This window comes from Wolbachia endosymbiont (group A) of Campoletis raptor, from assembly GCF_964026755.1.
In the GTDB taxonomy this organism is placed as follows: domain Bacteria; phylum Pseudomonadota; class Alphaproteobacteria; order Rickettsiales; family Anaplasmataceae; genus Wolbachia; species Wolbachia pipientis.
The window spans coordinates 538,513-562,918 of record NZ_OZ034695.1 but is presented as its reverse complement, the minus strand read 5'-3'; the positions used below and the strand labels follow the sequence as shown (position 1 = coordinate 562,918).

Sequence of the window (24,406 nt, the reverse complement as noted above, 5' to 3'; positions counted from 1 at the left end):
TCCGTTCAGGAGAGTGGTTTAAGAAACAATAGATAGGAGATTTTGGAAAGGATTGAGACCCCTTTGTTTCCAAGTTAAGTATAATGAAATTATCCGCTCAAGGAATGTATTTCCCCGCTTTGATTGTGTAAAATATGAGTTTTTGCGATAAACGACATAATGCCGAATTTGCGTATCCGTTCAGGAGAGTGGTTTAAGAAACAATAGATAGGAGATTTTGGAAAGGATTGAGACCCCTTTGTTTCCAAGTTAAGTATAATGAAATTATCCGCTCAAGGAATGTATTTCCCCGCTTTGATTGTGTAAAATATGAGTTTTTGCGATAAACGACATAATGCCGAATTTGCCGTTCAGCGTGGTTATTTGTCAGCGGAATATTTTCTGGGTCATCTAAAAATTTCCACATCATTCTTTCAGATCTCAGAACATTTTTTGCAACTCGAGAGGCTCCAATTGCTTCAGGTAAACGAGATATCTCCTTCAAGTAATACTTTGTACGTTTTCTTAATTTTCTGGCACGTCTGACAAACCTCAAAACATCTATCTCACTTTTTAGTAAAGCTTTTTTTAGTGCAAATAATTCAGTGGCCACGTTTCTCAAGTAACAACCCAGAACTTTAACTTCAATATTCCAACTATGTGCTAATCTTTCAAAATCTCTTGATAAATGTGCCCAACAGATTTGCCTGTTTTTATCGGCAAAATAATTGTATGCTGCATACCTGTCAGTTATTACCAAGCTATTGCGATTGCAGAATTTACTATTTTGTAAAACTTTCATTCCTCTTGACTCTGTAAATTTTACAAAACTTGCCGTATTGCTTGCAAACATCCAACACCAAGCGAGTTTACCTTTGTTATAATGGCTCGTTTCATCAATATGTAGAACTTTACTCCTACTTATCTCTTGTTCGATCTGCTCATACATTTTTTTGCATTTTGAAGCAACTCTATGTTCACTATTTGATATGCTACCGACGCTTATGTTCAAATTGAAGATATCATTTACGACACTCGCTATTTCGCGTTTTGAATTTTTGTAGAATCCGCTGAACGCTGCAATTATTGACTTAACCCTTGGACCAAATGTATCTGGCGTAACACCTTCCGGTAACTTGCTACTTCTTCTCTTTCCGCATCTCCGACAACGGCCATGTTCTAACTGATATTCCACTACATAAGGCTTGATTTCTGGAAGATCAACTTTCTGATGAATATATGGTTTTTCACATATTGCAATTTCTCCTCCGCATTCGCAAGTATTAGGCAACTCTATCTTTACTACTTTATCTGCATCCATGTTGGCGCGAAAACTTCCTTTATGACCAACCTGACCGCCAATATTCCTTTCGCTTTTCGGCTTATTCTTTTTTATTTTATACAACTCTTTGGAACTTGGTATTGATGAATTTTTTGAGCTTAAACCGAGTCTTTCTCTTAACTCAGCATTTTCTATCTTTAAAGCCTTATTTTCTGCTTTTAAACTTTCATTCTCTTTTTCCAATCTTTCTATTTTTGCTTCTAACCTTTCTATTTTTTGCTGTAAATTTTTGCAAAGTTCTAAAAGGTTTACCATATTACTTCACTTTTGCTCTATGATTATCTTCTTAGATCACCTTGTCTACCTTATTCTGCCACTCCGCTGAACGGATACTAAGTTCTCAAAGTTCCTTCGGTATTTTCACATACTAAATTAACTATAGCACTTGATTCTTTTTGGATCTCTTTTTCAGTTAAAGTGTGAGTTGGAGAGCAGAAAGTAACTGACAATGCTATAGACATCTTATTCGATTCTATATTATTTCCATGGTATACGTCAAATACTAAAACTTCTGTGATGAGCTCTGAGCTTTTTTTTACCACATTGATTATGTTACCTACTTTCACATCCTTATTTACAATAAATGCAAAATCACGTTTTACACTTTGGTATTTATAATCGATAAATTTCTTTCTACTTACAGGTAAATTTTCAATATTTTCTAATATCACCTCAAAACCTACAACTTTTTGCTTGATATCAAAAAGATCTAATATATTAGGATGCAACTCTCCAAAATAACCTGCTACTTTATTCTTAAAAGAGAGAGTGCCTGACTTTCCTGGGTGATAATGTTCTTTTTCTGCTCTCTCTATCGTTAAATTATCACAATTGACGTTAAAAAACTCCAAAGCTGCTATGCAATCAGCCTTTGCGTCAAAAACATCTACTTTTCTATCAGTATTATAATGGTTTCGCGGTAAATTATTTCCTGTTCTTATCCCACTTAAAACATGTTTAGACCGAGCTTCACCATCGTAAATCGGCCCAATTTCGAAGATTGCAAGATCAGATATTCCATGGGCAATATTATCAGCAGTAACTTGCAATAAATTTGGCATAATACTTGGTCTCATTATATTAAAGCTATTGTTAAACGGATTATCGATGATAAATAACTTATTCGAGTAACCAAATTTTTCAGCTGTTGATTCACTCATAAACGACCAGGTTAGCACTTCATGAAACCCTCTGTTTGTCATCAAAATACGCAAATTGTCGTATGTACTATCTACTTCTTCAACATTATTTGGTAGTGGTTCTTCTTTTATTTTGTCATAGCCGTATATCCTTGTTACTTCTTCGATTAGGTCAGCAGGTATTGTCACGTCCGGTCTCCAGCTTGGTACTTGTACATTCCAATTGCCTTCGGTTTTTTTATCAATACTAAACCCTAGTTTCGTTAAGATATCAAGCACCTCATCAGGCGATACAGACACACTTCCAAACTTGTTCACATCCTGATAATCAAAGCTCACCTTGGTGTCAGCACTATCTAAACTGCCAGCAGACACTACGCTTGAGGTTTCTCCACCACATAAGTCCAGAATCATTTTAGCTGCAAGGTTGAGTCCATCAAAAGTAAATCCAGGATCAACTGAACGTGCAAATCTGTAACTAGCGTCTGTGGAGATGCCGAGCTGCCTTGAAGATTTAGTAATAGAGATGGGATCGAACCAAGCAGACTCTAAAAAGATATCAGTAGTTTCAAGAGTACATTCACTGCACTTACCACCTATAATTCCAGCAATTCCATGAATATTTTTATCACCTGCAATAACGCTTATGTCTTTGTTTAATAAGTATTCTTTACCGTTCAAACCAGCAAATTTTTCTCCGTCGTTTGCTTTGCGTACTGTGAGCTCTCCTTCTATTTTTTTTGCATCATACGCGTGCATTGGGCGGCTGAAAGATATCATAATATAGTTCGTGATATCAACTATTGCAGAAATGGAGCGCATTCCTATCGATTCCAGCCTATCTTTTAACCATTTTGGGCTTTCTTGATTTTTTACATTGGCGATGTATATTCCACTAATAAAACTTTCCCCGTCAGTAACTTCAACATCGATTGGTGAATTTATGGAGCTGGTAAGTTGTGGAATGCTTAAAGTCTTTAATGTCCCAATTCCAGTTGCAGCAAGGTCGCGAGCTATTCCATAAATGCCTAAGCAATCTCCACGGTTTGGAGTAACATTTATATCAATTACAGGGTCACAATTGAAAAATTTATCCCCTACTTTATAATCATCGGAAAGCTCGATTATTCCTTCACTTTCCTCTTGAACCAGCGCAAGTTCAGAAGCAGAGCAGAGCATCCCTTCACTTAGCATTCCTCGTATTTTTGTGGACTTAATTGTGAGATCACTTTCTGGCAACGTGCTACCAAGAGATGCAAGTACAGTTTTCATACCTTCTCTAACATTGTTTGCTCCACAGACTATTTGTAGAATTTTACTTCCATCATTTACTTTACATAATTTTAATTTATCAGCATTTGGATGAGGTACGACTTCTAATACCTCTGCAACAATAAACCCAGTCAATCTGGAATTATCGATCACATCTTCTACTTCTAACCCTATGTGAGTTAATTTATCGGTAATTTCTTCTAAACTAGCATTGGTTTCTAAGTGTTCTAATAACCAAGATAATGTGAATTTCATGGACCTAAAAAGAAGTGAAAAAGTTATTGTAATGTAAAATGTAGTGATTTTAAAGCTTATTGTAGTGGAATGAAAAGTGACTTCTGTATCACAAGCAATGATGCAGAAGTTTTTGTAACTTTATATCTTCTTGTAAAGAGAATTTATCTTCTTTATATCACCTTTTAAATCTATCTCCGTAAAGGATTTAAGATTCATATTGTGGGTATCTGCATGGAAGCTATGAATGTAGCCATCTATAGTTAAGTCTCCTATCATATTATGGCTTTCATCTAGTATTTCGCTTCCTATTTGATAATGGCCAGTATATTCGTTAAAGGAACCATCTGTCAATTTGATGTATCCGTTACCAAATTCCTGCTCTAAATTTAAAGGATGATTAGCGTTAATAAAATCTATTTCGTTCATTATATACCTCACTAAAAATTAAATTATAATTAAAATAAGATGTTAAGTTAAATAATTTAATAAGATTAGTAAATTTTAAAATACAGAGCTGACTGTAATTAACACTCTAATTACATATTTTGTTAATGTATCAATGTTATAATAACACAGAGCCTTATCTTAACCCTTGACTTTGTCCTATAAAATTCATACTTTATTTACTGTTATAGTTCAAGTACATAGGGTCAAAATGGCGTTAAATCCGCTAGAGCAATTTAAAGTATATACAATAATAAAGTTACCTAGGTTATTTGGGTATGACGTAAGCTTTACCAATTCATCTTTTTTCACGATGATTTCGGTGATATTGATGATACTCTTTTTGCTTTTTGGAATAAAGAAGGGGTCAGTAATACCAGGATATTTGCAAGCTGCAGTTGAGTATGTATATGATTTTGTTATTTCAATAATAGAAAATAACACTGGAAGCAAAGGCTTGCAGCACATTCCATTGATATTCACAGTATTTATTTTCATTTTATCGTGTAATTTAGTTGGTGTTCTTCCTTATAGTTTCACGGTCACAAGTCATGTGATAGTCACCTTCGCTTTATCGATGGTGGTTTTTATTTATATAACGATTGTTGGATTTAAAGAAAGGGGAGTAGAATTTTTACGCATATTGCTACCAAAAGGAACTCCTTCGTGGCTTGCACCTATAATAATTATTATTAAGTTGTTTGCTTATTTAGTAAGGCCGGTTAGCCTATCAATAAGGCTTGCAGCAAATATGATTGCTGGTCATACAATCATCAAAGTGATAGCAGGGTTTATTGTAAATATGAACATATTTTTCACTCCTGCGCCGTTTTTGTTCATAATTGCATTGATAGGATTTGAAGTATTTGTTGCAATTTTACAAGCTTATATATTTACTATATTAACATGTGTATATTTGTCAGATGCAGTAAAGTAATTGACTTCCTTGTAGAATATTTTACAATTATATTATAAAGAAAAATTAAAGGTAATATATGGATTTAGTAGCTTTAAAGTTTATAGCAATTGGTTTAGCTGTGTTTGGAATGCTCGGTGCTGGTTTAGGTATAGCTAATATCTTTTCTGCTATGTTAAATGGGATTGCGAGAAACCCTGAATCAGAAGGTAAAATGAAAAGTTATGTTTATATTGGTGCTGCCATGGTTGAAATCATGGGATTGCTTGCGTTTGTACTTGCAATGTTATTAATATTTGCTGCTTAACAGATGCCACAGCTTGATGTTTCAACCTTCTTTTCTCAAGTTTTTTGGTTTTTAATTTTTTTCTCTTCACTTTTTTTCGTGGTAAGTTGTTTATTTTTACCAAAGTTAGATAAAATAATAAGCACTAGAAGTAAAGAAGTATTGGGTTCTTTTAATAGTTCTGTTCATCTTTTAAGGCTCACGGAAGAGCAGATTGCCAAGTATAATGCCGCTTTAAACCAAGCTAGAATACAGGCAAAAAAAATCATAGATGATGCACTTGCTCAGGTAGAAGAAATGAGAGCTAATGTTAAGAATATATTAGAAGAGGAAGACAAAAAAAAGAGCAAGCTTATTGAAAAAAAAGTGGCAGAATTTAAATCTGAATATACTGATCAGTTAAAACAAATGGCTACTAGTATTGCTTTAATTTATTATACTAAATTGACTAATTCTGAAATTGAAGAGGAATTTATTGCTGAGTTGGTGTCCAAAGAATTTTAGGGGTTTTTATGTCTACATCACTGATTATCGGTCTTGCCTTCTTGGTAAGTTTTGTCCTTTCGTATAAATTGCTAAAGAAAGTGATAAAAAATGCGCTTAACAATAAGCGTAACAAAAGCAAATTTTCAAGTGAAGAAACTGAAAAATTCAGGAAAGATATGTTGGAGTATTACAAAAAATCTTCTAAAAAATACAAAGAATTAGATGCAGAAGTTAATAAAATGATGAATGAAGCACTTGATAAAGCTAATAGTATCATTAAGCACAATAGACAGCAGCTAGATCAGACATTAGATGACAATGCCCATTCTAACTTGAAGAAAGTCACTGACCAAGTTGAAAAAGCTCTTGGGGATTTACAGACTAACACAGTGAATATAGCTGCTGATGCTGTAAAAAAAATAATGCATGAACGTAAAGATGATAAGCGTAGTAGCGAGGTCATATCTTCATTTTCACGTGACTTAAATAAAAAATTGCATTAGGTTCAATGCAACAATTGCCTATACTTCAAGCTGATAATGTAGAAAAAATTAAGTTTGATTCTAGTTTGTGCAAAGAGCCAGAGAAACTTTTTTACTATAAATTTAATATAATTCCTTGGCAAAAATTAAATAATACTACTTTTTTTATGGTTGAAGACACAAGCCGAGATATCAACCGTTGGGTCGAAGCTCATTACGGTATTGACTATGTATTAATAAAAGTGGATAGCGAACAGATTTTAAATCTTCTTAACTCGCACTTTGGTATTTCAGAATTTGCAAGCAACTACTTATATTACAAGAATCCTAATTTTTCAGCTAAAAGCATTAAACTAAGCTCAATATTTTTTGCTTCTTTCTTTATTGTAACTTCAATTTTAACACTAACAGAGAAATATACATATTTTGCTTTGATGTTGATATTTATAATCGGATGTTCTAGTTATTTATTCAAGTTTATAGCTACAGTTTTTAGCTTATGTGAAACCTCCAACCAAAAAGTGGATTATAGTAAGCTGAATGAAGAAGATTTTCCTATATATACTATTTTATTGCCTGCTTTTAAAGAAAGTGCAGTGATAGAGCAATTGATCGAAAGCATTGAAAGTTTGGATTATCCAAAATCAAAATTAGATGTGAAGCTTCAGGTAGAAAGTGATGACCAAGAAACGCTAGCAGCTATAGAAAAGTACACTTTACCGCAGTATTTTGAAGTAATAAAAGTGCCTCATTCTTTGCCTAGAACAAAAGCCAAGTCATGCAATTATGCTATGAGCTTTGCTAGAGGAAAGTATGCAGTAATATATGATGCGGACGATAAACCAGACCCATTGCAGTTAAAAAAAGCACTGATTGAATTTAATAAGGACGACGATAAGCTTGCCTGTGTACAGGCGAAATTAAATTACTACAATTGTGATTATAATTTTCTCACAAAATTCTTTTCTCTGGAGTATATGAACTGGTTTCAATACTTATTGCCTGGATTCCAAAAAATGAACATGCCGATGCCTTTGGGTGGTAGCAGTAATCATTTTTCAGTAAAAATTCTAAAAAAAGTGTTTTTCTGGGATGCTTACAGTGTTACCGAAGATGCTGACCTCGGTTTGAGACTTGCGCAAATGGGATATAAAACCAGGATGATTGACTCAGAAACATTGGAAGAGTCACCAATTGTTGTATTTGCTTGGATTAAGCAAAGAGCGCGCTGGATCAAAGGCTATATGCAAACTTATATTGTTCATTTAAAAAATATAAAGTCACTTTATAAACACACTGGATTTAAGGGAATTTTGCTATTGAATCTTTTTGTTGGCTCTGCAGCTTTTATATTTTTTACTACTCCATTTTTACTGCTTTCATTGATATTAACTAAAGTTTTAAATGAATTATTTTTGTACTACTTTGTAGTGGTATACGTTACTAACCTGATTCTTTTGGTAATAGCTGTCAAACAGCAAAAGATGCCTTTTTATTTTTATATAGTATCGATATTTTTTCCGGTCTATAGTCTGCTACATAGTGTTGCAGCTTTTCTTGCCTTATGGGAATTTATTCTTTACCCTGAGCGATGGAACAAAACTCAGCATGGTTTATGGAAGCAAAACCTGTAGCTATTTGGCTTTTTCTCTGCTCGGTCATGGTAATTCTCATGGTAGGGATTGGTGGATTTACCAGACTTTCAAAAGCAGGATTGTCAATCACAGAGTGGAAACCAATTACTGGAACATTACCACCACTGAGTGAACAAGACTGGCTACAAGAAAAATTAAAATACGAAGCTACACCTGAATATAAAGCACTTAACTATGGTATTAGTATGGAGGAGTTTCGCGCTATATACTTAATAGAATATGTACACAGATTGGTTGCAAGACTAACAGGTTTAGTTTTTGTCCTGCCATTTATATATTTCATATTAAGAAGAAAAATATCTAAAAAGGTAGTAATAAAGCTATGTGTGGCATTATTATTTGGAGCTTTACAAGCTTTTGCTGGTTGGTATATGGTAAAAAGCGGCTTGGTAGCCAAGCCTCATGTTAGCCACTATAGGCTCGCACTTCACTTATTATTAGCATTAGTTATCTTTGCATTATTGTCATATCAATTTTTTGATTATCAGATAAGGCCACAACAAACAAAACTTAAGGTTAGTGGTAACACTATATACTACGCAAGGATGATTTTGGTCCTAATTGTAATACAAATAATTTTCGGTGCATTTGTTGCAGGATTAAATGCTGGTTTGATTTACAATACCTTTCCACTAATGGACGGACAAATCGTTCCAGAAGATTTATTTTTCTTACAGCCTATATGGCTGAATATCTTTGAGAACAGAGCGACAGTGCAATTTATACATCGAGCACTGGCATTGCTAATACTAACTTTGGTAGTAATACTCACAATAAAAAATGCTAGCATAAAACCGGTATATATTATGCTGCTCTCCGTCGTCATTCAGATCATTTTAGGTGTAATTACTCTATTATTGCACATACCGATAGCCATTGCCATAGCTCATCAAGTGTTTTCATTTATCTTGTTTGGGTCAAGTTTATACTTCTTGTGTTATTTAAGGAAGCAGACTACATCACCAATCTGCACATTTTTTCCTTCTTGAACGGGAATATTTTTTATCACCATTGCTGCTTCAGCACATATGATATTTTCCATTTTCATTGCCTCCACCACAAATAAAGGTTGTCCTATTTCCACCTGATCTCCTACATTTACGTGCAATTTAACTAATAAACCAGATATTGGGGATTTTACAGCATCTGCTGAAATCCCTTCTGTTTCATTATTTAGCATTAACTTACTTAATTCAGCTACATGAGGTTTTAATATACAACACTCAGCTTTCATACCTGCATGTCTTATGAAGTACTTGCTGCCTTGTCTTTCTATTTTAAGTGCTATATTGGTATCGTCATTAATTGTGATATATAGCAATCTATAACTTGATTTCCACTTGCCTATAACGGAGTATTTATTGTGATTATATACCGTTATTAATATATTATCTTGGTATTTTGCATTTACGGAGTACTCATTGTCATTTATATTCACTATGAATAAATCTCTTGCACGGTCACCTGCCATCCGAGTAGCTGATACTGGTACCCCTTCTTTTTTACTAGATTCCAGTGTCACGCACTGGAATGACACCTGAGATGTTTCATTCACTGCTTTATGATGGTACCTTTCTTCATTTTCGAAATGAACATATAACGCAGTGAAAATAAATATTTTAATATACTCCTCTGTAACAAAATCGCCGTGAAACCCACTAGGGTAATGATCTGGAATGAATCTCGTATGGAGCTTTGCTGCGATAAAATTTGGGTGATGGAAGATGGATTCTAGAAATTCTATATTATTTGTTACTCCTTCTATATAGCATTCAGACAATGCTTTTTGCATTCTGCTGATCGCTTCTACTCTATCTTTTCCATATGTTATCACTTTGGCAATCATCGAATCATAGAACATGCTAATTTCTGAACCTGCAGCAACTCCATCATCTATTCTTACATAATCATTTTCACCCGGTTTATCGTAATATTTTATTCTTCCGCTGGAAGGGAAAAATTTCTTCGATGGGTCTTCAGCACAAATTCTACTTTCTATTGCAGAACCAGTAAGTTTAATATCATCCTGATTGAATCTCAATTTCTCTCCACAGGAAGTTCTAATCATTTCTTCTACTATGTCTATTCCAGTTATAAATTCTGTTACTGGATGCTCAACTTGCAATCTCGTATTTACCTCAAGAAAATAGAAGTTTTGGTCTTTATCTACAACAAACTCAACAGTGCCTGCTGAAAAATAGCCAACTTGCTTTGCCAGAGAAACACATTGAACATACATTTTTTGTCTTACTTCTTCACTAATGAATGGACTTGGCGTTTCTTCTATTATTTTCTGATTATTCCTTTGTATCGAGCATTCTCTTTCTCCAAGACAAACTATATTGCCATATTTATCTGCTATGATTTGTATTTCAATATGTCTTGGCAACTCTATATATTTCTCTATAAAGATACTGCCATCCTTAAAACTTTTCTCTGCTTCATTTGTGGCTGATGTAAATGCTAGTTCAATTTCTTTTTTGGAGTTTACAATTCGCATTCCTTTGCCACCACCGCCTGATGCAGCTTTAAGCATAACGGGAAAACCGATCTCTTTAGCAACTTGAGCTGCGTGGGCAGCATCGCTGATCTTACCCATATATCCTGGCACTACATTCACTCCAGCTTTTTTTGCAGCTTCTTTTGCTGTTATTTTGTTGGCTGTAACTTCTATTGTTTCTGCACTGGGGCCGATGAAGTCTATATTATGTTTTTGAAGAGCACGTGGAAAATCTGGATTTTCTGCTAAAAAACCATAGCCAGGATGAACCGCCTCAGCACCTGTTTCAACTGCTACTTCACATATTTTTTCAATGTTTAAGTAACTGAGGCAAGATGGCGAAGGGCCGATATATCTTGACTCATCTGCTTGTCTTACATGCACAGAATTTACATCTGCATCCGAATATATGCATACACAAGATATACCCATCCTACGAGCAGTTCTGATAATCCTGCAGGCAATCTCTCCTCTGTTTGCTATTAAAATCTTACTGTACTTCTTTTCCGTCATCGTACGAGTATACTTTCTTAAGTTGAGAAAGTAAATTATTGCCTGCAAGTAATTTTTAGCTTCATGCTACAGCTAAATCACTATTTAAAAGTTGCATAACATCAGGATCTGTCACTATAGTACTTTCATCATACAAGCCGTATATCCCGTTACATGCCTTAAACAACAAACATGTAGATCCTCCAGAAGCTATTGTAGCTACTGAAGCTAGTGCAAGAGATTGAGAAACCAAAAATAAAAAGTACAAGGATAAACATAAGGCAGCAATACACGCTATAGCTCCTATTATGTATAAGCACAAATGAAATTTGCTATTACATATAAAACCGCCCTTTATACCTGCAATTTGCTTAGCTTCTTCCCGTTCTGCAGCATTTAAAAAATAAAGAGGAGCTACCGCTACTCTCCCATGAAGAATGCAGCTTTTATCACAGAGTGCTTCTTTAATATATCTCTTATCATCCTTAAGTTTCTCTTTTAATCTTTCTGATTCTTTCCAATTTTTAGCTTCTTCTGCTTTTTTAACCTTACTCTTAGTACCTTCTTCCAAATTTCTCATAATCCCTTTGAGTGCAGGTAGCAGAATTTCTTGACTTGCTGCTATATGAAATGGGTTCCCATTTTCATCAAGCCTATGCTTAGCTGCATAAGCAACATCCTCTGTGCAAATTCTGACAAATTCATCTTTATTTCTTGCTTTTGCAACTTCAAATAAGTCAGCCATAACATACCTCGCTATATTTAACCAACACTAAATTATACAACATAACTTACGAAAAACAAGTAGATTTTATCTCTCAGAATAAATAAATTCTAAATTGTTACAAACATAAATTTTAGCTATCATCATTTGTATTACTGTAATAGACAAATATGCCAGACGTAGTCACTAGATTCGCTCCATCACCCACAGGGTTTTTGCATATTGGAGGGGCCCGCACTGCGTTATTTAATTGGCTCTATGCAAAGCATCATGGTGGCAAGTTTTTGCTGAGAATTGAAGACACCGACAGAAAACGTTCAACGCAAGAAGCAATTGATGCAATTATAGAAGGGCTAAGATGGCTCGGTATGAGCTATGATGGGGAAATAGTATATCAGTCAAAAAGAATAGAGCGGCATAAAGAAGTAGCAAACCTTTTAGTTGAGAAGGGTAGGGCGTATCACTGTTATTGCCCTGAGACAGAAAGGAAAATAAAAGCGAGAGAAGAAGGAAAAATATATAAGCACAAATGTATTAGTGTGACATCAAACGTAAAGCCTGTTGTCCGCTTTAAAGTGCCAGACTCGCAAGAGATCGTCATTGATGATAAAATATACGGCCAAATCAAAGTAAGTAGCGAGCAGCTTGATGATATAGTGATCTTACGCTCTGATAACACTCCAACATATATTTTTGCCGTAGTAGTTGACGATCATGATGCTGGAATAACTGATATAATACGTGGCTCTGACCATCTCACTAATACCTTTAAACATCTGCTAATATACCAGGCTCTTGATTTTGACATTCCACGCTTTGCACATGTGCCGCTTATCCATGGGGAAGATGGGAATAAGCTATCCAAAAGGCATGGTGCCACAAGCGTTTGCGATTATGAAAAGATGGGAATATTGCCAAAAGCGATGCGTAATTACTTGCTGAGACTTGGCTGGAGTCACGGCAACGATGAGATTATTAGCGATGAGCAAGCAATAGAGTGGTTTAATTTAGAAAGTATTGGTCGTTCACCTGCACGGCTCGATTTCAAAAAACTGGAGCATTTGAATAACCACTATATTAGTAATATGAGCAATGAAGATATTCTGACTCTAATGCTTAGAGAAAATACTCTAACTGACAAAAAAAAGGGCTATTTACTGCAGGGACTGACAGAGCTAAAAAAAAGAGCAAACTACCTGACCGAATTATTGGATTTAGCAAAATTTTATATTCAAGATCCGCCACTTGATTTAAGTGGAGAAGCTTGTCAAATTGTCAAATCTAACCTCAATATAATTAAGTTACTCGCATCATTTCTGTCAAAGATCGGTGATGAAAATTGGAATAAGGGTTTTTTATCTTCTCAGATCAAAGAATGTGCAAAATTGCACGATATGAAAATAAGCGATGTATACCACTCATTACGCGCCCCTATAACTGGAGTAATGGATGCACCTGGAATCATTGATATCATGGTGATTCTTGGTAAAGATGAGTGTATAAGAAGGTTACAAGCAATTTAAATGAAATAAGAAAATTACTTGACATCCTTCGCCAGCCCCCTTATCATGAAACTGAAGCTATTTATTTATCTTCGCAATCTGCAGATTAAAACGACAAAGGGAACTTTGTATTTGGCGTAAATCATGCTTAATTTTTTGCACTATGTGCACCTCATGTCTTTATAAAACTTCTGGGTTTCTACCTATACAAGCCGAAACGCGCTTATAAAGCGTTTAAGACATCAAAAGACGTCAAATAGAACAAGGGAGAATTTGAATACTAGCTACCCTAGGTTTTCTTTGCCTTTTTTTTATTTGGTAAATTTCTTAAATATTTATAGCTAAACGACAATCGTCATCCCGCTACGTGTTAGTGGCTGAGATACTGCGGCGGTATGACGTAGGACTGCTGTCACCCCGCTACGTGTTAGCGGGATCTATTATGAAATACCGCAGCGATATAGCTACAGAAAACTTGTATAGATTTTTTCTACTTCTGTGATATCATAAGCCTGTAATGATAAAATAAGTAAATATGGATAAGTCAGCGTATGAGATCATAGAACATGAGTATGATGTGGTAGTAGTAGGTGCAGGTGGAGCAGGGCTCAGAGCAACGCTTGGGATGGCTGCAACTAATTTTTCAGTTGCCTGCATTTCTAAAATTTTCCCTACACGAAGTCATACAGTTGCAGCACAAGGCGGAATTAGTGCAGCTTTAGGTAATATCGGTGAAGACGATTGGCGCTGGCATGCATATGACACAATAAAAGGTTCAGACTGGCTTGGTGATCAAGATGCAATAGAATATATGTGTAAAAACGCTGCTAAAGCTGTTATTGAACTTGAAAATTTTGGCGTACCTTTTTCTCGTACAGAAGATGGCAAAATATACCAGCGTTCCTTTGGTGGAATGACAACTCACTTTGGTAAAGGAAAATCAGCTCAACGCACTTGTGCGGCGGCAGATAAAACTGGGCACGCAATCCTTCACACTCTATATCAGCAGTGTCTTAAATTCAACGCTGAATTTTTTGTTGAATACTTTGTGATTGATTTAATTGTGGATAGCGAAACCGGAGCATGCTGCGGAGTTCTTGCTTGGTCGCTATGCGACGGCACATTACATAGATTTCGTGCGCATAGAGTGGTGTTAGCAACAGGTGGATATGGACGTGTTTATTTCTCTGCAACAAGTGCGCATACCTGCACAGGTGATGGTAATGGCATGGTAGTAAGGGCTGGATTACCACTTGAAGATATGGAATTTGTACAATTTCATCCAACAGGAATATATGGCTCAGGGTGCCTGATGACAGAAGGATGCCGTGGTGAAGGGGGGTACCTCGTTAATTCTCAGGGCGAGAAGTTTATGGAACGTTACGCACCAAAAGCAAGAGATTTAGCTTCCCGTGATGTGGTAAGTCGCGCAATAACAATTGAAATTAGAGAGGGAAGGGGAGTTGGACCGAAAAAAGATTACATGTATTTAACTATAGCGCATCTTGATCCGGAAGTAATAAAACTCAGATTGCCGGGCATCAGCGAAACCGCAAGAACTTTTGCTGGAGTTGATGTCACTAAAGATCCAATACCGGTCATTCCGACTGTTCACTACAACATGGGTGGCATTCCAACCAATTATCATGGAGAAGTGATTACGCTGAAGCAAGGTAAGGAAGAAGTGGTAGATGGACTATTTGCAATTGGAGAAGCTGCGTGCGTCTCTGTGCACGGTGCAAATCGACTTGGTTCTAACTCGCTTCTTGATCTTGTGGTTTTTGGCAGAGCTGCAGCGCTCAGAGCAAGAGAGAAACTAAAATCCGGTACACCACATAAAAAATTGCATTCAGACTGCACAGACTGGATAGTAGATAGATTCAATAAAATGCGATTTGCTTCTGGTGGGCTAAAAGTAGCAAAAATACGCAGTGAAATGCAGAACACTATGCAAAAATACGCATCAGTTTTCCGTGTTGCTGAAGTTTTAGAAGAAGGCAAAAAAGCTATAAAAAAGGTAGCAAAAATGATGCCTGATATTTCACTTGAGGATCGCAGTATGATGTGGAATAGTGATTTAGTTGAAGCACTGGAGCTTGCTAACATGATCCCACAAGCGGTTATTACCATGGAATGCGCAGCTAATCGCGAGGAAAGCAGAGGTGCCCATGCTCGTGAAGACTTTCCTGAACGTGATGACAAAAACTGGATGAAGCACACTATAGCGTGGCTTGAAGAAAAGAAAGGGCAAATTAACGTAAAAATTGATTATAAAAAAGTGGCTGAAAAAACTCTGAGCGGTGAGATTGATTTCATAGCGCCAGAGAAGAGGGTTTATTAGTCAGCCCATCTAGCTTATTCATGAATTGACGTAGTATTGATACATCGCTCATTTTAGTAGCTGGGTTTTCTGTATGCTCTGGTTGATTTGGTGACTCTTGTACTGCTTGATTTTTAGTCTCATTTCTTAAATTCTGTTGATCATTATTAACAAGGTTCTTCGAAGCTTGATTCTGCTCTGTTGTTGAATTAGAGCGGTTTTTGTCGTTAAATGTGTCCTGTGCTTTGTTGGTTGATTTTTCAAAAAGTTTCTTAATACCACTAAATCCTAAAGTTAAAGTAAGGCATATAACTCCAGCAACAGCTATGATAGGAATGGCTCCTCCAATTGCCATTTGACCCTGAAAGAAAGCAAATGTTACCATTGCAATAACAGTAATCGTTATCGTGATTGCTAACAGTTCGCGGGTCCTTTTTGCTGGATCTATGAATCCTGCTACAGCAGATACTCCTTTTTTTATACCAGAACCTGCTTCTTTAATGCCAGACTTGCATTTTTTTGAAGCAGTTTTACAGTGGTATTTTTCTTCAAGCTTCTCTTTTAGTTCTTTAGCTTTCTCCTGTGCTTTCTGTGGAGTCCCTGAATAATCTTTTAGATCTCGTAAAGTTAAATAGTACTTTTTAGTATGGAATTTTGGATCTTTCAGCTCCAGAGAACAGGGATCAGCGCCTATTTCTAGCAGCATTGTACAAAATTTTGTTGTATTGTCATAAGCAGTTGCTGTATCAAAAATTGTTCCTTGCGGTAGGTATTCGATACTTCTTTTTTCTGCTTTTTTCTTTAATGCCAATTCTAGGGGTGTGTTCCCTTCTCCATTCTTAGCATTTATAGCTTTACCTAATTTATCTTTAGATATTGTTCCATTTTTTACTAAACCTAAAATCAATTCCAAACATGTAACTTTTTGTTCTCCTTTGAACGAAGCAATATAGTGCAGAGCATTTTTTCCATCTTTATCTTGCACAGTAATATCTGAACCATTTTGTAGAAATAACTCTAAGGCTTTATACCTATTTGTTTTTTCAAATTTTCTATCTGTACATGATCGATCCTCATTCTTTCCTTTTATATGCTGAAGCAGCTGATGAAGAGGTGTTTGTTCTTCCTGATTTTCACTATTAATGAGTTGTGCTAAATCTTCCTCGGTGACCGTTTTTATTAGGGTACCTAGAAACTTGCATTTCTGTTTCTTTTCCAATGGCACGATAAGGTGTAAAATATTATTTCCTTTTTCATCTTTTATGCCGTTAACATTCGTACAATCTTTTAGATATTTTTTAAATTTCCTGTTATTTCCATTTTTGATCGCTTTTAGTAATTGAACATTATTATTCGTTATCCCGTTTATTTTATGATCATCTTCAACATCACTGCCGTAGCCACTTTCTGCTTCACTATTCCTACGATCATTTTGGTTACAATATCTGCTATTACAAGTAATTTTAAAAATTACTTGCTTTACTCGCTCTTTTGTTTCATTTGGTATTTTTTTCGATCGTTCTATTACTTCATCTAGCACTGGAAGAAAGCATTGGACATAATACCTATAATATTTTTCTTGTTCTCTAAGTGATTCTTCTAATTTAGTTAATACTTCAGGGCTAGCACCTTCCTTGAATAACCTTTTACACTCCTTGAGAGCTCCATCTTGACCTCTTGGTTTTTCACGCTTGTGTTCTTCTTTTTTTACCTTTCTCTCTATAATGCCATACAATTGTTCGTCTTTTCTATCCCGCTCTTGCTTTTCATTTTTATCTATGTATTCATCTAATTTTTTTGCATTAGTAGTTAGTGCAGTTATATCTATACCCATACTAAAACCTCAATATTAAAAGCTATTTAAGTTGTCAGCACTAAACTAACAACCAAGAAGTTTGACTTTTAAATTGAGCTAAACGTTGTATATGTATAGGTGGAAAGGCAGAAAACTAGTTTCTATTAGAAAATCTGTTATCATAGTCAAATCCTCACTTGAACAGTTGCTACTATTTTAACCATTTAATCTTAAAAAATAATAAATATAGCTAAACTGTGAAACGTGCTATTGGCTAAAATAGGATAAGAAACTATAGCTGCAAGTATCCAAATTGATTTTTTATAAATCTTCCAGGCTTGGTTTTTCTTCTGATTTTTTAAGTCTTTCTTTATTTAGTATGGAGCTTATCTCTTCTACACTTTTATCAATATCATCATTGATTATTACATAATCATATTTATCACGTTTGCTTATCTCTTTTTGAGCTTCGGCTAATCTGCGCTCTATTTCGCTTGCATCATCACTATTACGCTTTTGCAAACGCAACCTAAGCTCTTCCATTGAAGGGGGAAGTATAAAAACACTTACAACTTTTTTTCTCATGAGCTTGAATAAGTGAAATGCTCCTTGCCAGTCTATGCTGAGTAAAACGCTTATTCCATTGCTTAAGTTTTGCTCTATAAAATTTCTTGGTATACCATAAAAATTCTCAAAAACTTTGGCGTATTCAAGCATTTGGCCAGCTTTGCATAACTCGTGAAATTTTTCTTCGGTAACGAAAAAATAGTCTTTTCCATTTATTTCGCCGGGGCGAGGCTTGCGCGTAGTCATAGAAACAGACCTAACTAAATTAGTTGATCGCTCAAGTAATTTTGCTGATATAGTAGTTTTTCCAGCTCCAGAAGGGGAGGATAGAACCAATAATACGCCCTCACTTTTTATGGTCATTTTTCTTTGCATTTTTTAACATGGTGCTTTTTGGATCAGAGTTTAAAAAGCTAGAACCTTCTAAATTAGAATTTGATAAGTTGGTGCCAATGAGAGAAGAGTTATCAAAGACAGTATAGCGCAAATCGGTCTTTTCAAAATTTGCCTTATTCAAATTAACGTTTACAAACTTTGCTCTACTTAATGTTGAATTAGAAAAATCGGCATTTTCTAAATTCATATTCTTAAATTCAAAGTAAGAATAATTTACATTAAATTTTTCACCCTGTGATATTTTCTCTTGCAAATCTTTAATCGAAGTTATAGCATTTTCTGAACCTGCAAGTTTTTTCTGTCCTTTATTGTCAATCAAAATTGAATTATCAAATTTGCAACCTGTTAAGTGAGCATCAACAACTGAACTTTTATATATGCTTGAAGAGAGAAAAGACATATCACTAATTGTTGAATTGCTCAAATTGCTAAGAAAAAAGCTAGTTTTCCTAAAGGCATTAGCGTGAAGCAAAGAAGATCTGAAATCGCTTTCAATAAAATTTGAATTAGTTACTTTTAAATTAGACCAGCTTGAATTATCAGCTAATAAATTAAAGAATGTTGAATTTTCTATTTCACTGGAATCAATATTATGGCGAAAAAGTGTACTGTTATAAACTTGAGAGTCTTGGATTTTTATCTTATACATTGAAGTTGTAGAAAGGTCTGAATCTTCTATCTTCGCAGAGGTGAATAGTGAATGGTCAAAAAATGAGCCATTCATGTTAGAATTCGCAACTTTAGTATTATGAAACTTTCCGTGACGAATGTCAGCATTAGAGACATTAACTTGATGCAGTTCACTAAAACTAAAATCAATATTGGACAAATCAGCATCCTGAAGATTTGCTTCAGAAACATATGTATGCTTTATCTTGGAACCATTTAGTATAGATTGAACAAAACTTGAATTATCGTCATTCACATAGGAAATTTGTGTGTTGCTTAAATTAGTTTCGTCGAAGTTACTGTTAATTATGATAGAAGAATTAAGGTAGGCAGCGGAAAGATTGCTACCTGTAAAGTCTGATTCTTTTAACTCTGCACCATATATGTTAGCATTTTTTAATGAAGAAAATTGTATCTTCAATTTATATGCATCCACTCCAAAGAAACTTGCATTATCAAGGTTGTTTTTCTGCATAACAGTATCGTTTATTTCACTATCACTAAAATTTACGTGGCTAACATTCGAGTTTGATAAGTTGGAGAAATTCATTTTCACATTCGAGAAATTAGTATGCAAACCAATTACGTTGTGCATACTCACTTTTTTGAGATCGGAACTGATAAAATCAGCATAACTAACATTAGACTGATCAAATACGATATCTGTTAAGTTTGCAGAAACAAATTTTGTAAAACTCAAATTTGTACCTTTTATTTTAATGCCATGTAAATTAGCATTGGAGAAATTAGCACCACGTAAATCAACATCAATGAAAGACACGTCGGATAAATCGGTGTTAGAAAAATCAGCACCAATCAGACTTACTCCATCAAAAACAGATTTACTTAGGTACAGTTGGTTAAAATTAGCTCCATTTAAGTTAGAACCAAAACCTTTCTTAAAATCTTCTGGCACACCCTCTTTGTGGCACTGCACCAAAAATTCAGCAAAGTCTTTTTTACTGTAAGATACGTATTTTGCATCACGCAAAGCGTTTAAAAAATCACTAATCTGATTTTTTTCATCATTTGTTTCGTTTCCATAACATAAATGACCAACTAAAATTAATATCAAAAATCTAATCATCTTGCTTATCGCACTGTATTTCTTTCGTTTTCACAGCCCAATCGTACATTGCTGAGCTTTCTTTATTGTCTATTTTTCTATCCTCCAAAAGATGTGGCATCATTTCGGCAATCGCATTTATTATATTGATCTGCTTTTTTTCGATTGCTATATCAATTGGGGATTGAAAATTATTGTTAACTACTCTAAGATCAGCACCTTGTAATAAGAGAAAGCGCACTATGTCTACCTCACCTTGTTTAACTGAATAAATGAGAGGAGTATCACCCAATTTATTTCTAAACCTTAGTATCTCTTGAATTGTTAATCCAATTTTTTCTAGCTTACTTATTACTCCTCTTAAGCAAGTTAAGTTGTTCTTCTTAATGCAGTAAAAAAATTGCTTACTGTAATCATCAATAAACACAGTTGTAGGAAGATGCTCATTAAGGCTATCATATTGTCGTTTATATATTGACTTGCTTTGTATGTCTTTATGACCCCATTCTTTTATTGGTTCTCTGTTTAGCTTTGTCCATTTTTGTAAACTTTTCTTTTCACTTTGCTCTTCTTCATCTTTTTTAGTTATAGGTTTTACTCTATTGCGGTCCTTGGAATTACTGTTTGTTTCTTTCACTTTTTTTTCTTCAGACTGATTCTCTACTTTTTCTTTTTTTCCCTCTAATAATTGACTCGCATCACTTTTTGAAAGTTCATTATCTTTTATATCAATCTTCTGATCAGCTTGTAGATTTTTTTGCGGGTTAGCTGTATTCTCATTTAAATCAGCACTTAAAGGCAAAGGCTCTGGTTTCAAATCTTTATTCACTTCTTTATTGGCCACATTTGGTAAATTTTGAGCAAATTTGTCTGTGCTTCCTTCTAGCTGGTCATTTGGCAAATCTTTATCAATCCTTTCACCTTCACTTATAGTTTTTTCAACCACGAAAGCTTTGTTCTCGTTGTGTTGCAGTTTCTCTTTATCGGTAGTGCCGTCTAATCTTTTGCTCTCAGCCTCTTGTGTTTGTTTAGCATCGACGTTGCTTTTTAACTCATCTTTTTGATTTGTGCTATCTTGCTTCCTTACACCTACATTTTCGTTTTTATGAACTGATTCAATTTTCTTTTCTTCAAATTGCTCTACAGCAAATAGGCTCAGTGATCCGAATACAACAGCTAATAATATAAAATATAAAATATTTTTCATAAATATCCCAAGCATAAGCTTAATTAAAATGATACTATAATCAAATGATTAATCTACAGTAAAAAATGCCTTAGGATTTAATTTATAAAAAAACAATAGATTTTTTGTATCTGTTCAGGGGCATCGCAAATATTGAAGCAAAGTGGTCAGTGCTTACTGTACGAACATTGTGATTTGAGAGCAATCTCCGCTAGGGAGGATGTCATCCCAGTGCTCCTTTCTCGTCATCCCAGTGCCCAGACACTGGGATCCAGAAAAAAGAATGGTGTCATGCAAGTAGCCTCCTTCTCCTGTCATCCCAGTGCCCAGACTACTTGGATCCAGAAAAGTTTGCTTGTAAGCAAGCAAACTAGCGTAGAAAGTGGTTACAACATTTTCGATGAGATTATATGGAAAACTGGATCCCAGTGTCTGGGCACTGGGATGACAAAGGAGGACGTTATTCCAGTGCCAAGCACTGACCATTTGCTGTGCAATTTACCTTCAAAAATGAATGTTCGTACAGCTATGGAATGAATCGCGGTATGACGTAGGACTGCTGTCATTCCAGTCTGGAATCTAGTCTTTACTGGGGAGAAGAAACTCTCCTTCTACAGTGTATCCGTTTAGGGGAGGTATCTGTTCAGATGTATGGCTAATGTACAAATATTGAAACAAAAATTCCAGTGCTCCCTTTCTTGTCATCCCAGTGCCCAGACACTGGGATCCAGAAAACTTAACTTTAAATAAGTGGCTGCATAATAAACTACACATTAAACCTAAAGTGCATTATATCACCATCTTGCACGATGTAATCTCTGCCTTCAAAGCGAATTTTTCCTGCGTCTTTGCAAGCTGATTCACTTCCATACTTTATGTAGTCTGCAAAGCTTATTGTCTCTGCTTTTATAAAGCCTTTCTCAAAATCAGTGTGGATTACACCTGCTGCTTTATCGGCTGTTGACCCTATTTTTACTGGCCATGCCCGTGCTTCTTTGGGGCCCACAGTAAAGAAAGTTATCATACTCAGCACTTCATACATAATACGCGCTACTCCATCAAGGCCTGATTCTTGTAAGCCAAATTCTGATAAAAAACTCTGTTTTTCCTCTTCACTATCAAGATTTGCAATATCTGCTTCGAGTTTTGCTGAAATGCAATAAAATTTGCTTTTATTTTCCTCCGCCATCCTCTCTACCTTTTTAGATAATTCATTGCCAGTTATAACATTTGTATCTTCAACATTGCAAACGTACATAACGGGCTTTGTTGTCAGCAATTGAAGCAACTTCATCTCATCTTCATTGATATTCTCCAAACTTCTTGCAGGTTTACCTAATTTTAAAGTAGCTAATACCTCTTGCATTAATTCAAGTTGTCTCTTTAGCTCTTTATCACCTTGCTTTGCTTTCTTTTCCAATTGAGGAAGCCTTTTTTCTATGCTATCAATATCAGCTAGGATTAATTCCATTTCTACCACTTCAGCATCTGATATTGGATCTATTTTACTGTGTATATGGCTGATATCGTCATCCGTAAAGCACCTGAGCAGATGAACGATGGCATCAACTTCTCTGATATGGCTTAAAAATTTATTGCCAAGCCCTTCGCCTTTGCTCGCACCCTTTACCAGACCTGCAATATCTACAACTTCTAATTGGTTGTAGATTACCTTCTCTGAGCCTGCAATTGCTGCGATTTGTTTCAAACGTTGATCTTTTATCGAAATCTTGCCTATATTTGGCTCGATTGTGCAAAAAGGATAATTTGCAGCTTCGGCTGCACTTGACTCTGTAAGCGCATTAAATAAGGTTGATTTTCCTATGTTTGGTAACCCAACTATACCGCAGTTAAAACTCATATTTGCTATGTAAAATTATAACTATTGCATAATTTAAAAATTTCTGCTATACTTAATTAGTCGCTTATTGACAATTTTGTTGGTATAGTAATATATAGCTCAAATTAAGGTAAAACTATGACTACAGCTAAGAAACGGAAACTACCAAGTGACTTTCATGATGTTGAGGTTGGAATAAAAAGGCCCAGGATCTCAGGGCAAGAAATAACTCTTTTAAATAGTAACCCTTACCCTGACAATTTCTATGTAGGACAAGCAATTGGTAATGGAAGCTGTTTTTTTGACTCGTTCAGGCAAAGTCTAGAACAACAGACAGGAGAGCAAGTTACTGTCGAAAGATTAAGAAATGATTGTAGGGAATTTGCGCAAAAGAATCCACCAAAGTGGTTTACAAATGCAATTGTCAATAGTCATGATAACAATGGCCAGCACCGTAGTGAAACTGTAGATGATTATACAGCAGACATTATGCGTAACAGTAGGTGGGGTGATCCTGACGTTGAAGGCAGAATACTTTGTGAAAAGTATAAGGTAAAGCTACATGTTATAGAGAACCAGACTGTTGATAACCAAGATCTGTCTTTGCATGAATTAATAGACAATTCAGGTTCAAAAAGTGCAGGTGAATACAATAAAGTTGATTATGATGATAGTAGTATTGTGCATATAATAAACAAAGGCGGATTGCATTTCGAACCATTGCTTGATAGAAATAAAAGTTTAGCAAAACAACTGCAAGAGGAAACCAAACTTAAACAAGAGCAAGAACAAGAAGATTTCCTATTAGCAAAAAAACTGCAGCTAGACGAGATCTTAGAATATTGTAACCTTTCAAAGGATATCTCTGAGAGAGCAGAGGTTGAAAAGGGATTTGATAAGTTATTGGCAGAAAATGCTGATGGAAAAATTGGTGATGTTGTAGGGCAGTGCGTTAGTGATATAAAGCAGCGCATAGAGCGCTCTGAGAAGCAAAACCCTTCAAGCTCACCAAGATGTAGTATGGAGGAATCAAGAACAGAAAAAACATTTCATCAACAACAAATATCACAATTGGAAGTGTAAAATAAATCTTCATAGCTCTGTATATTTT

Annotated in this window: 21 protein-coding genes and 1 pseudogene; 10 read left to right on the top strand and 12 right to left on the bottom strand. The window is 35.2% G+C overall.

What is annotated here, in order from left to right:
* Positions 1–18: 18 nt before the first annotated feature.
* The 4 genes and pseudogenes from AAGD74_RS02880 to AAGD74_RS02865 all read right to left on the bottom strand — a co-directional run.
* Positions 19–171: pseudogene (locus tag AAGD74_RS02880) on the bottom strand (IS66 family transposase); the annotation flags it as partial.
* 22 nt (positions 172–193) lie between these two features.
* Entirely contained in the window at positions 194–1,576 is a 1,383-nt protein-coding gene (locus tag AAGD74_RS02875; protein WP_007548562.1) for an IS66-like element ISWen3 family transposase, read from the bottom strand.
* 77 nt (positions 1,577–1,653) lie between these two features.
* Positions 1,654–3,987: a phenylalanine--tRNA ligase subunit beta gene (gene pheT / locus AAGD74_RS02870; protein WP_338482231.1), complete on the bottom strand. Its 2,334-nt coding sequence runs from the start codon at positions 3,985–3,987 to the stop codon at positions 1,654–1,656.
* A 120-nt stretch (positions 3,988–4,107) separates the two neighbouring features.
* Complete coding sequence (locus AAGD74_RS02865) at positions 4,108–4,395, bottom strand: hypothetical protein (protein WP_077188073.1); 288 nt, start codon at positions 4,393–4,395, stop codon at positions 4,108–4,110.
* A 229-nt stretch (positions 4,396–4,624) separates the two neighbouring features.
* Between AAGD74_RS02865 and AAGD74_RS02860 the strand changes: the two genes are divergently transcribed.
* Genes AAGD74_RS02860 through AAGD74_RS02835 form a run of 6 tightly spaced genes read left to right on the top strand, consistent with a single transcriptional unit; the run spans position 4,625 to position 9,227 of the window.
* Entirely contained in the window at positions 4,625–5,350 is a 726-nt protein-coding gene (locus AAGD74_RS02860) for a F0F1 ATP synthase subunit A (protein ID WP_341810732.1), read from the top strand.
* 58 nt (positions 5,351–5,408) lie between these two features.
* Positions 5,409–5,636 carry a F0F1 ATP synthase subunit C gene (locus tag AAGD74_RS02855; protein WP_006014985.1) on the top strand — a complete coding sequence of 76 codons (228 nt, stop codon included), beginning with the start codon at positions 5,409–5,411 and terminating at the stop codon, positions 5,634–5,636.
* Between the two features lie 3 nt (positions 5,637–5,639).
* Positions 5,640–6,119, top strand: coding sequence for a hypothetical protein (locus AAGD74_RS02850; protein ID WP_338482232.1), 480 nt, complete (start codon positions 5,640–5,642; stop codon positions 6,117–6,119).
* An 8-nt stretch (positions 6,120–6,127) separates the two neighbouring features.
* Positions 6,128–6,604 (top strand): hypothetical protein, encoded by a 477-nt coding sequence (locus tag AAGD74_RS02845; protein WP_077188071.1) that lies wholly within the window; start codon positions 6,128–6,130, stop codon positions 6,602–6,604.
* A 14-nt stretch (positions 6,605–6,618) separates the two neighbouring features.
* On the top strand, positions 6,619–8,217 hold the full coding sequence (locus AAGD74_RS02840) for a glycosyltransferase family 2 protein (protein ID WP_320157282.1): 1,599 nt from the start codon (positions 6,619–6,621) through the stop codon (positions 8,215–8,217).
* Positions 8,199–9,227, top strand: coding sequence for a COX15/CtaA family protein (locus AAGD74_RS02835; RefSeq protein WP_077188070.1), 1,029 nt, complete (start codon positions 8,199–8,201; stop codon positions 9,225–9,227). Before AAGD74_RS02840 ends, AAGD74_RS02835 begins: the two co-directional genes overlap by 19 nt.
* Here AAGD74_RS02835 and AAGD74_RS02830 read toward each other — a convergent pair.
* Both AAGD74_RS02830 and AAGD74_RS02825 read right to left on the bottom strand, forming a co-directional pair.
* Positions 9,176–11,251 (bottom strand): acetyl-CoA carboxylase biotin carboxylase subunit, encoded by a 2,076-nt coding sequence (locus AAGD74_RS02830; RefSeq protein WP_341810768.1) that lies wholly within the window; start codon positions 11,249–11,251, stop codon positions 9,176–9,178. The two genes, AAGD74_RS02835 and AAGD74_RS02830, sit on opposite strands and share 52 nt — an antisense overlap.
* Before the next feature lie 61 nt (positions 11,252–11,312).
* Positions 11,313–11,975 carry an ankyrin repeat domain-containing protein gene (locus AAGD74_RS02825; protein ID WP_341810731.1) on the bottom strand — a complete coding sequence of 221 codons (663 nt, stop codon included), beginning with the start codon at positions 11,973–11,975 and terminating at the stop codon, positions 11,313–11,315.
* Positions 11,976–12,124: 149 nt separating this feature from the next.
* On the opposite strand from AAGD74_RS02825, the gene gltX reads away from it, so the two are divergent.
* Positions 12,125–13,477, top strand: coding sequence for a glutamate--tRNA ligase (gene gltX, locus AAGD74_RS02820; RefSeq protein WP_338482234.1), 1,353 nt, complete (start codon positions 12,125–12,127; stop codon positions 13,475–13,477).
* A gap of 514 nt (positions 13,478–13,991) precedes the next feature.
* Positions 13,992–15,797 (top strand): succinate dehydrogenase flavoprotein subunit, encoded by a 1,806-nt coding sequence (gene sdhA / locus AAGD74_RS02815; protein WP_341810730.1) that lies wholly within the window; start codon positions 13,992–13,994, stop codon positions 15,795–15,797.
* Here sdhA and AAGD74_RS02810 read toward each other — a convergent pair.
* The 5 genes from AAGD74_RS02810 to AAGD74_RS02790 all read right to left on the bottom strand — a co-directional run bounded on the left by AAGD74_RS02810 (position 15,769) and on the right by AAGD74_RS02790 (position 21,824).
* Complete coding sequence (locus AAGD74_RS02810; RefSeq protein WP_341810729.1) at positions 15,769–17,610, bottom strand: ankyrin repeat domain-containing protein; 1,842 nt, start codon at positions 17,608–17,610, stop codon at positions 15,769–15,771. The genes sdhA and AAGD74_RS02810 overlap by 29 nt on opposite strands.
* Before the next feature lie 282 nt (positions 17,611–17,892).
* Entirely contained in the window at positions 17,893–18,501 is a 609-nt protein-coding gene (gene gmk, locus AAGD74_RS02805) for a guanylate kinase (protein ID WP_236515176.1), read from the bottom strand.
* Positions 18,485–20,290 carry a pentapeptide repeat-containing protein gene (locus tag AAGD74_RS02800; RefSeq protein WP_338482237.1) on the bottom strand — a complete coding sequence of 602 codons (1,806 nt, stop codon included), beginning with the start codon at positions 20,288–20,290 and terminating at the stop codon, positions 18,485–18,487. The genes gmk and AAGD74_RS02800 overlap by 17 nt, the downstream gene beginning before the upstream one ends.
* Positions 20,283–21,476, bottom strand: coding sequence for an ankyrin repeat domain-containing protein (locus AAGD74_RS02795; protein ID WP_077188062.1), 1,194 nt, complete (start codon positions 21,474–21,476; stop codon positions 20,283–20,285). Before AAGD74_RS02795 ends, AAGD74_RS02800 begins: the two co-directional genes overlap by 8 nt.
* A gap of 153 nt (positions 21,477–21,629) precedes the next feature.
* A complete protein-coding gene (locus tag AAGD74_RS02790; protein WP_341810728.1) occupies positions 21,630–21,824 on the bottom strand; it encodes a hypothetical protein in 195 nt (64 codons plus the stop codon).
* On the opposite strand from AAGD74_RS02790, the gene AAGD74_RS02785 reads away from it, so the two are divergent.
* Positions 21,807–21,992, top strand: a complete 186-nt coding sequence (locus AAGD74_RS02785; protein WP_341810727.1) for a hypothetical protein — start codon at positions 21,807–21,809, stop codon at positions 21,990–21,992. The genes AAGD74_RS02790 and AAGD74_RS02785 overlap by 18 nt on opposite strands.
* A 229-nt stretch (positions 21,993–22,221) precedes the next feature.
* On the opposite strand, the gene ychF is transcribed toward AAGD74_RS02785, so the two are convergent.
* On the bottom strand, positions 22,222–23,316 hold the full coding sequence (ychF, locus tag AAGD74_RS02780) for a redox-regulated ATPase YchF (protein WP_010962597.1): 1,095 nt from the start codon (positions 23,314–23,316) through the stop codon (positions 22,222–22,224).
* A 117-nt stretch (positions 23,317–23,433) separates the two neighbouring features.
* Here ychF and AAGD74_RS02775 point away from each other — a divergent pair, with 117 nt between their 5' ends.
* Entirely contained in the window at positions 23,434–24,378 is a 945-nt protein-coding gene (locus AAGD74_RS02775; protein WP_338482240.1) for a hypothetical protein, read from the top strand.
* Positions 24,379–24,406 lie beyond the last annotated feature (28 nt).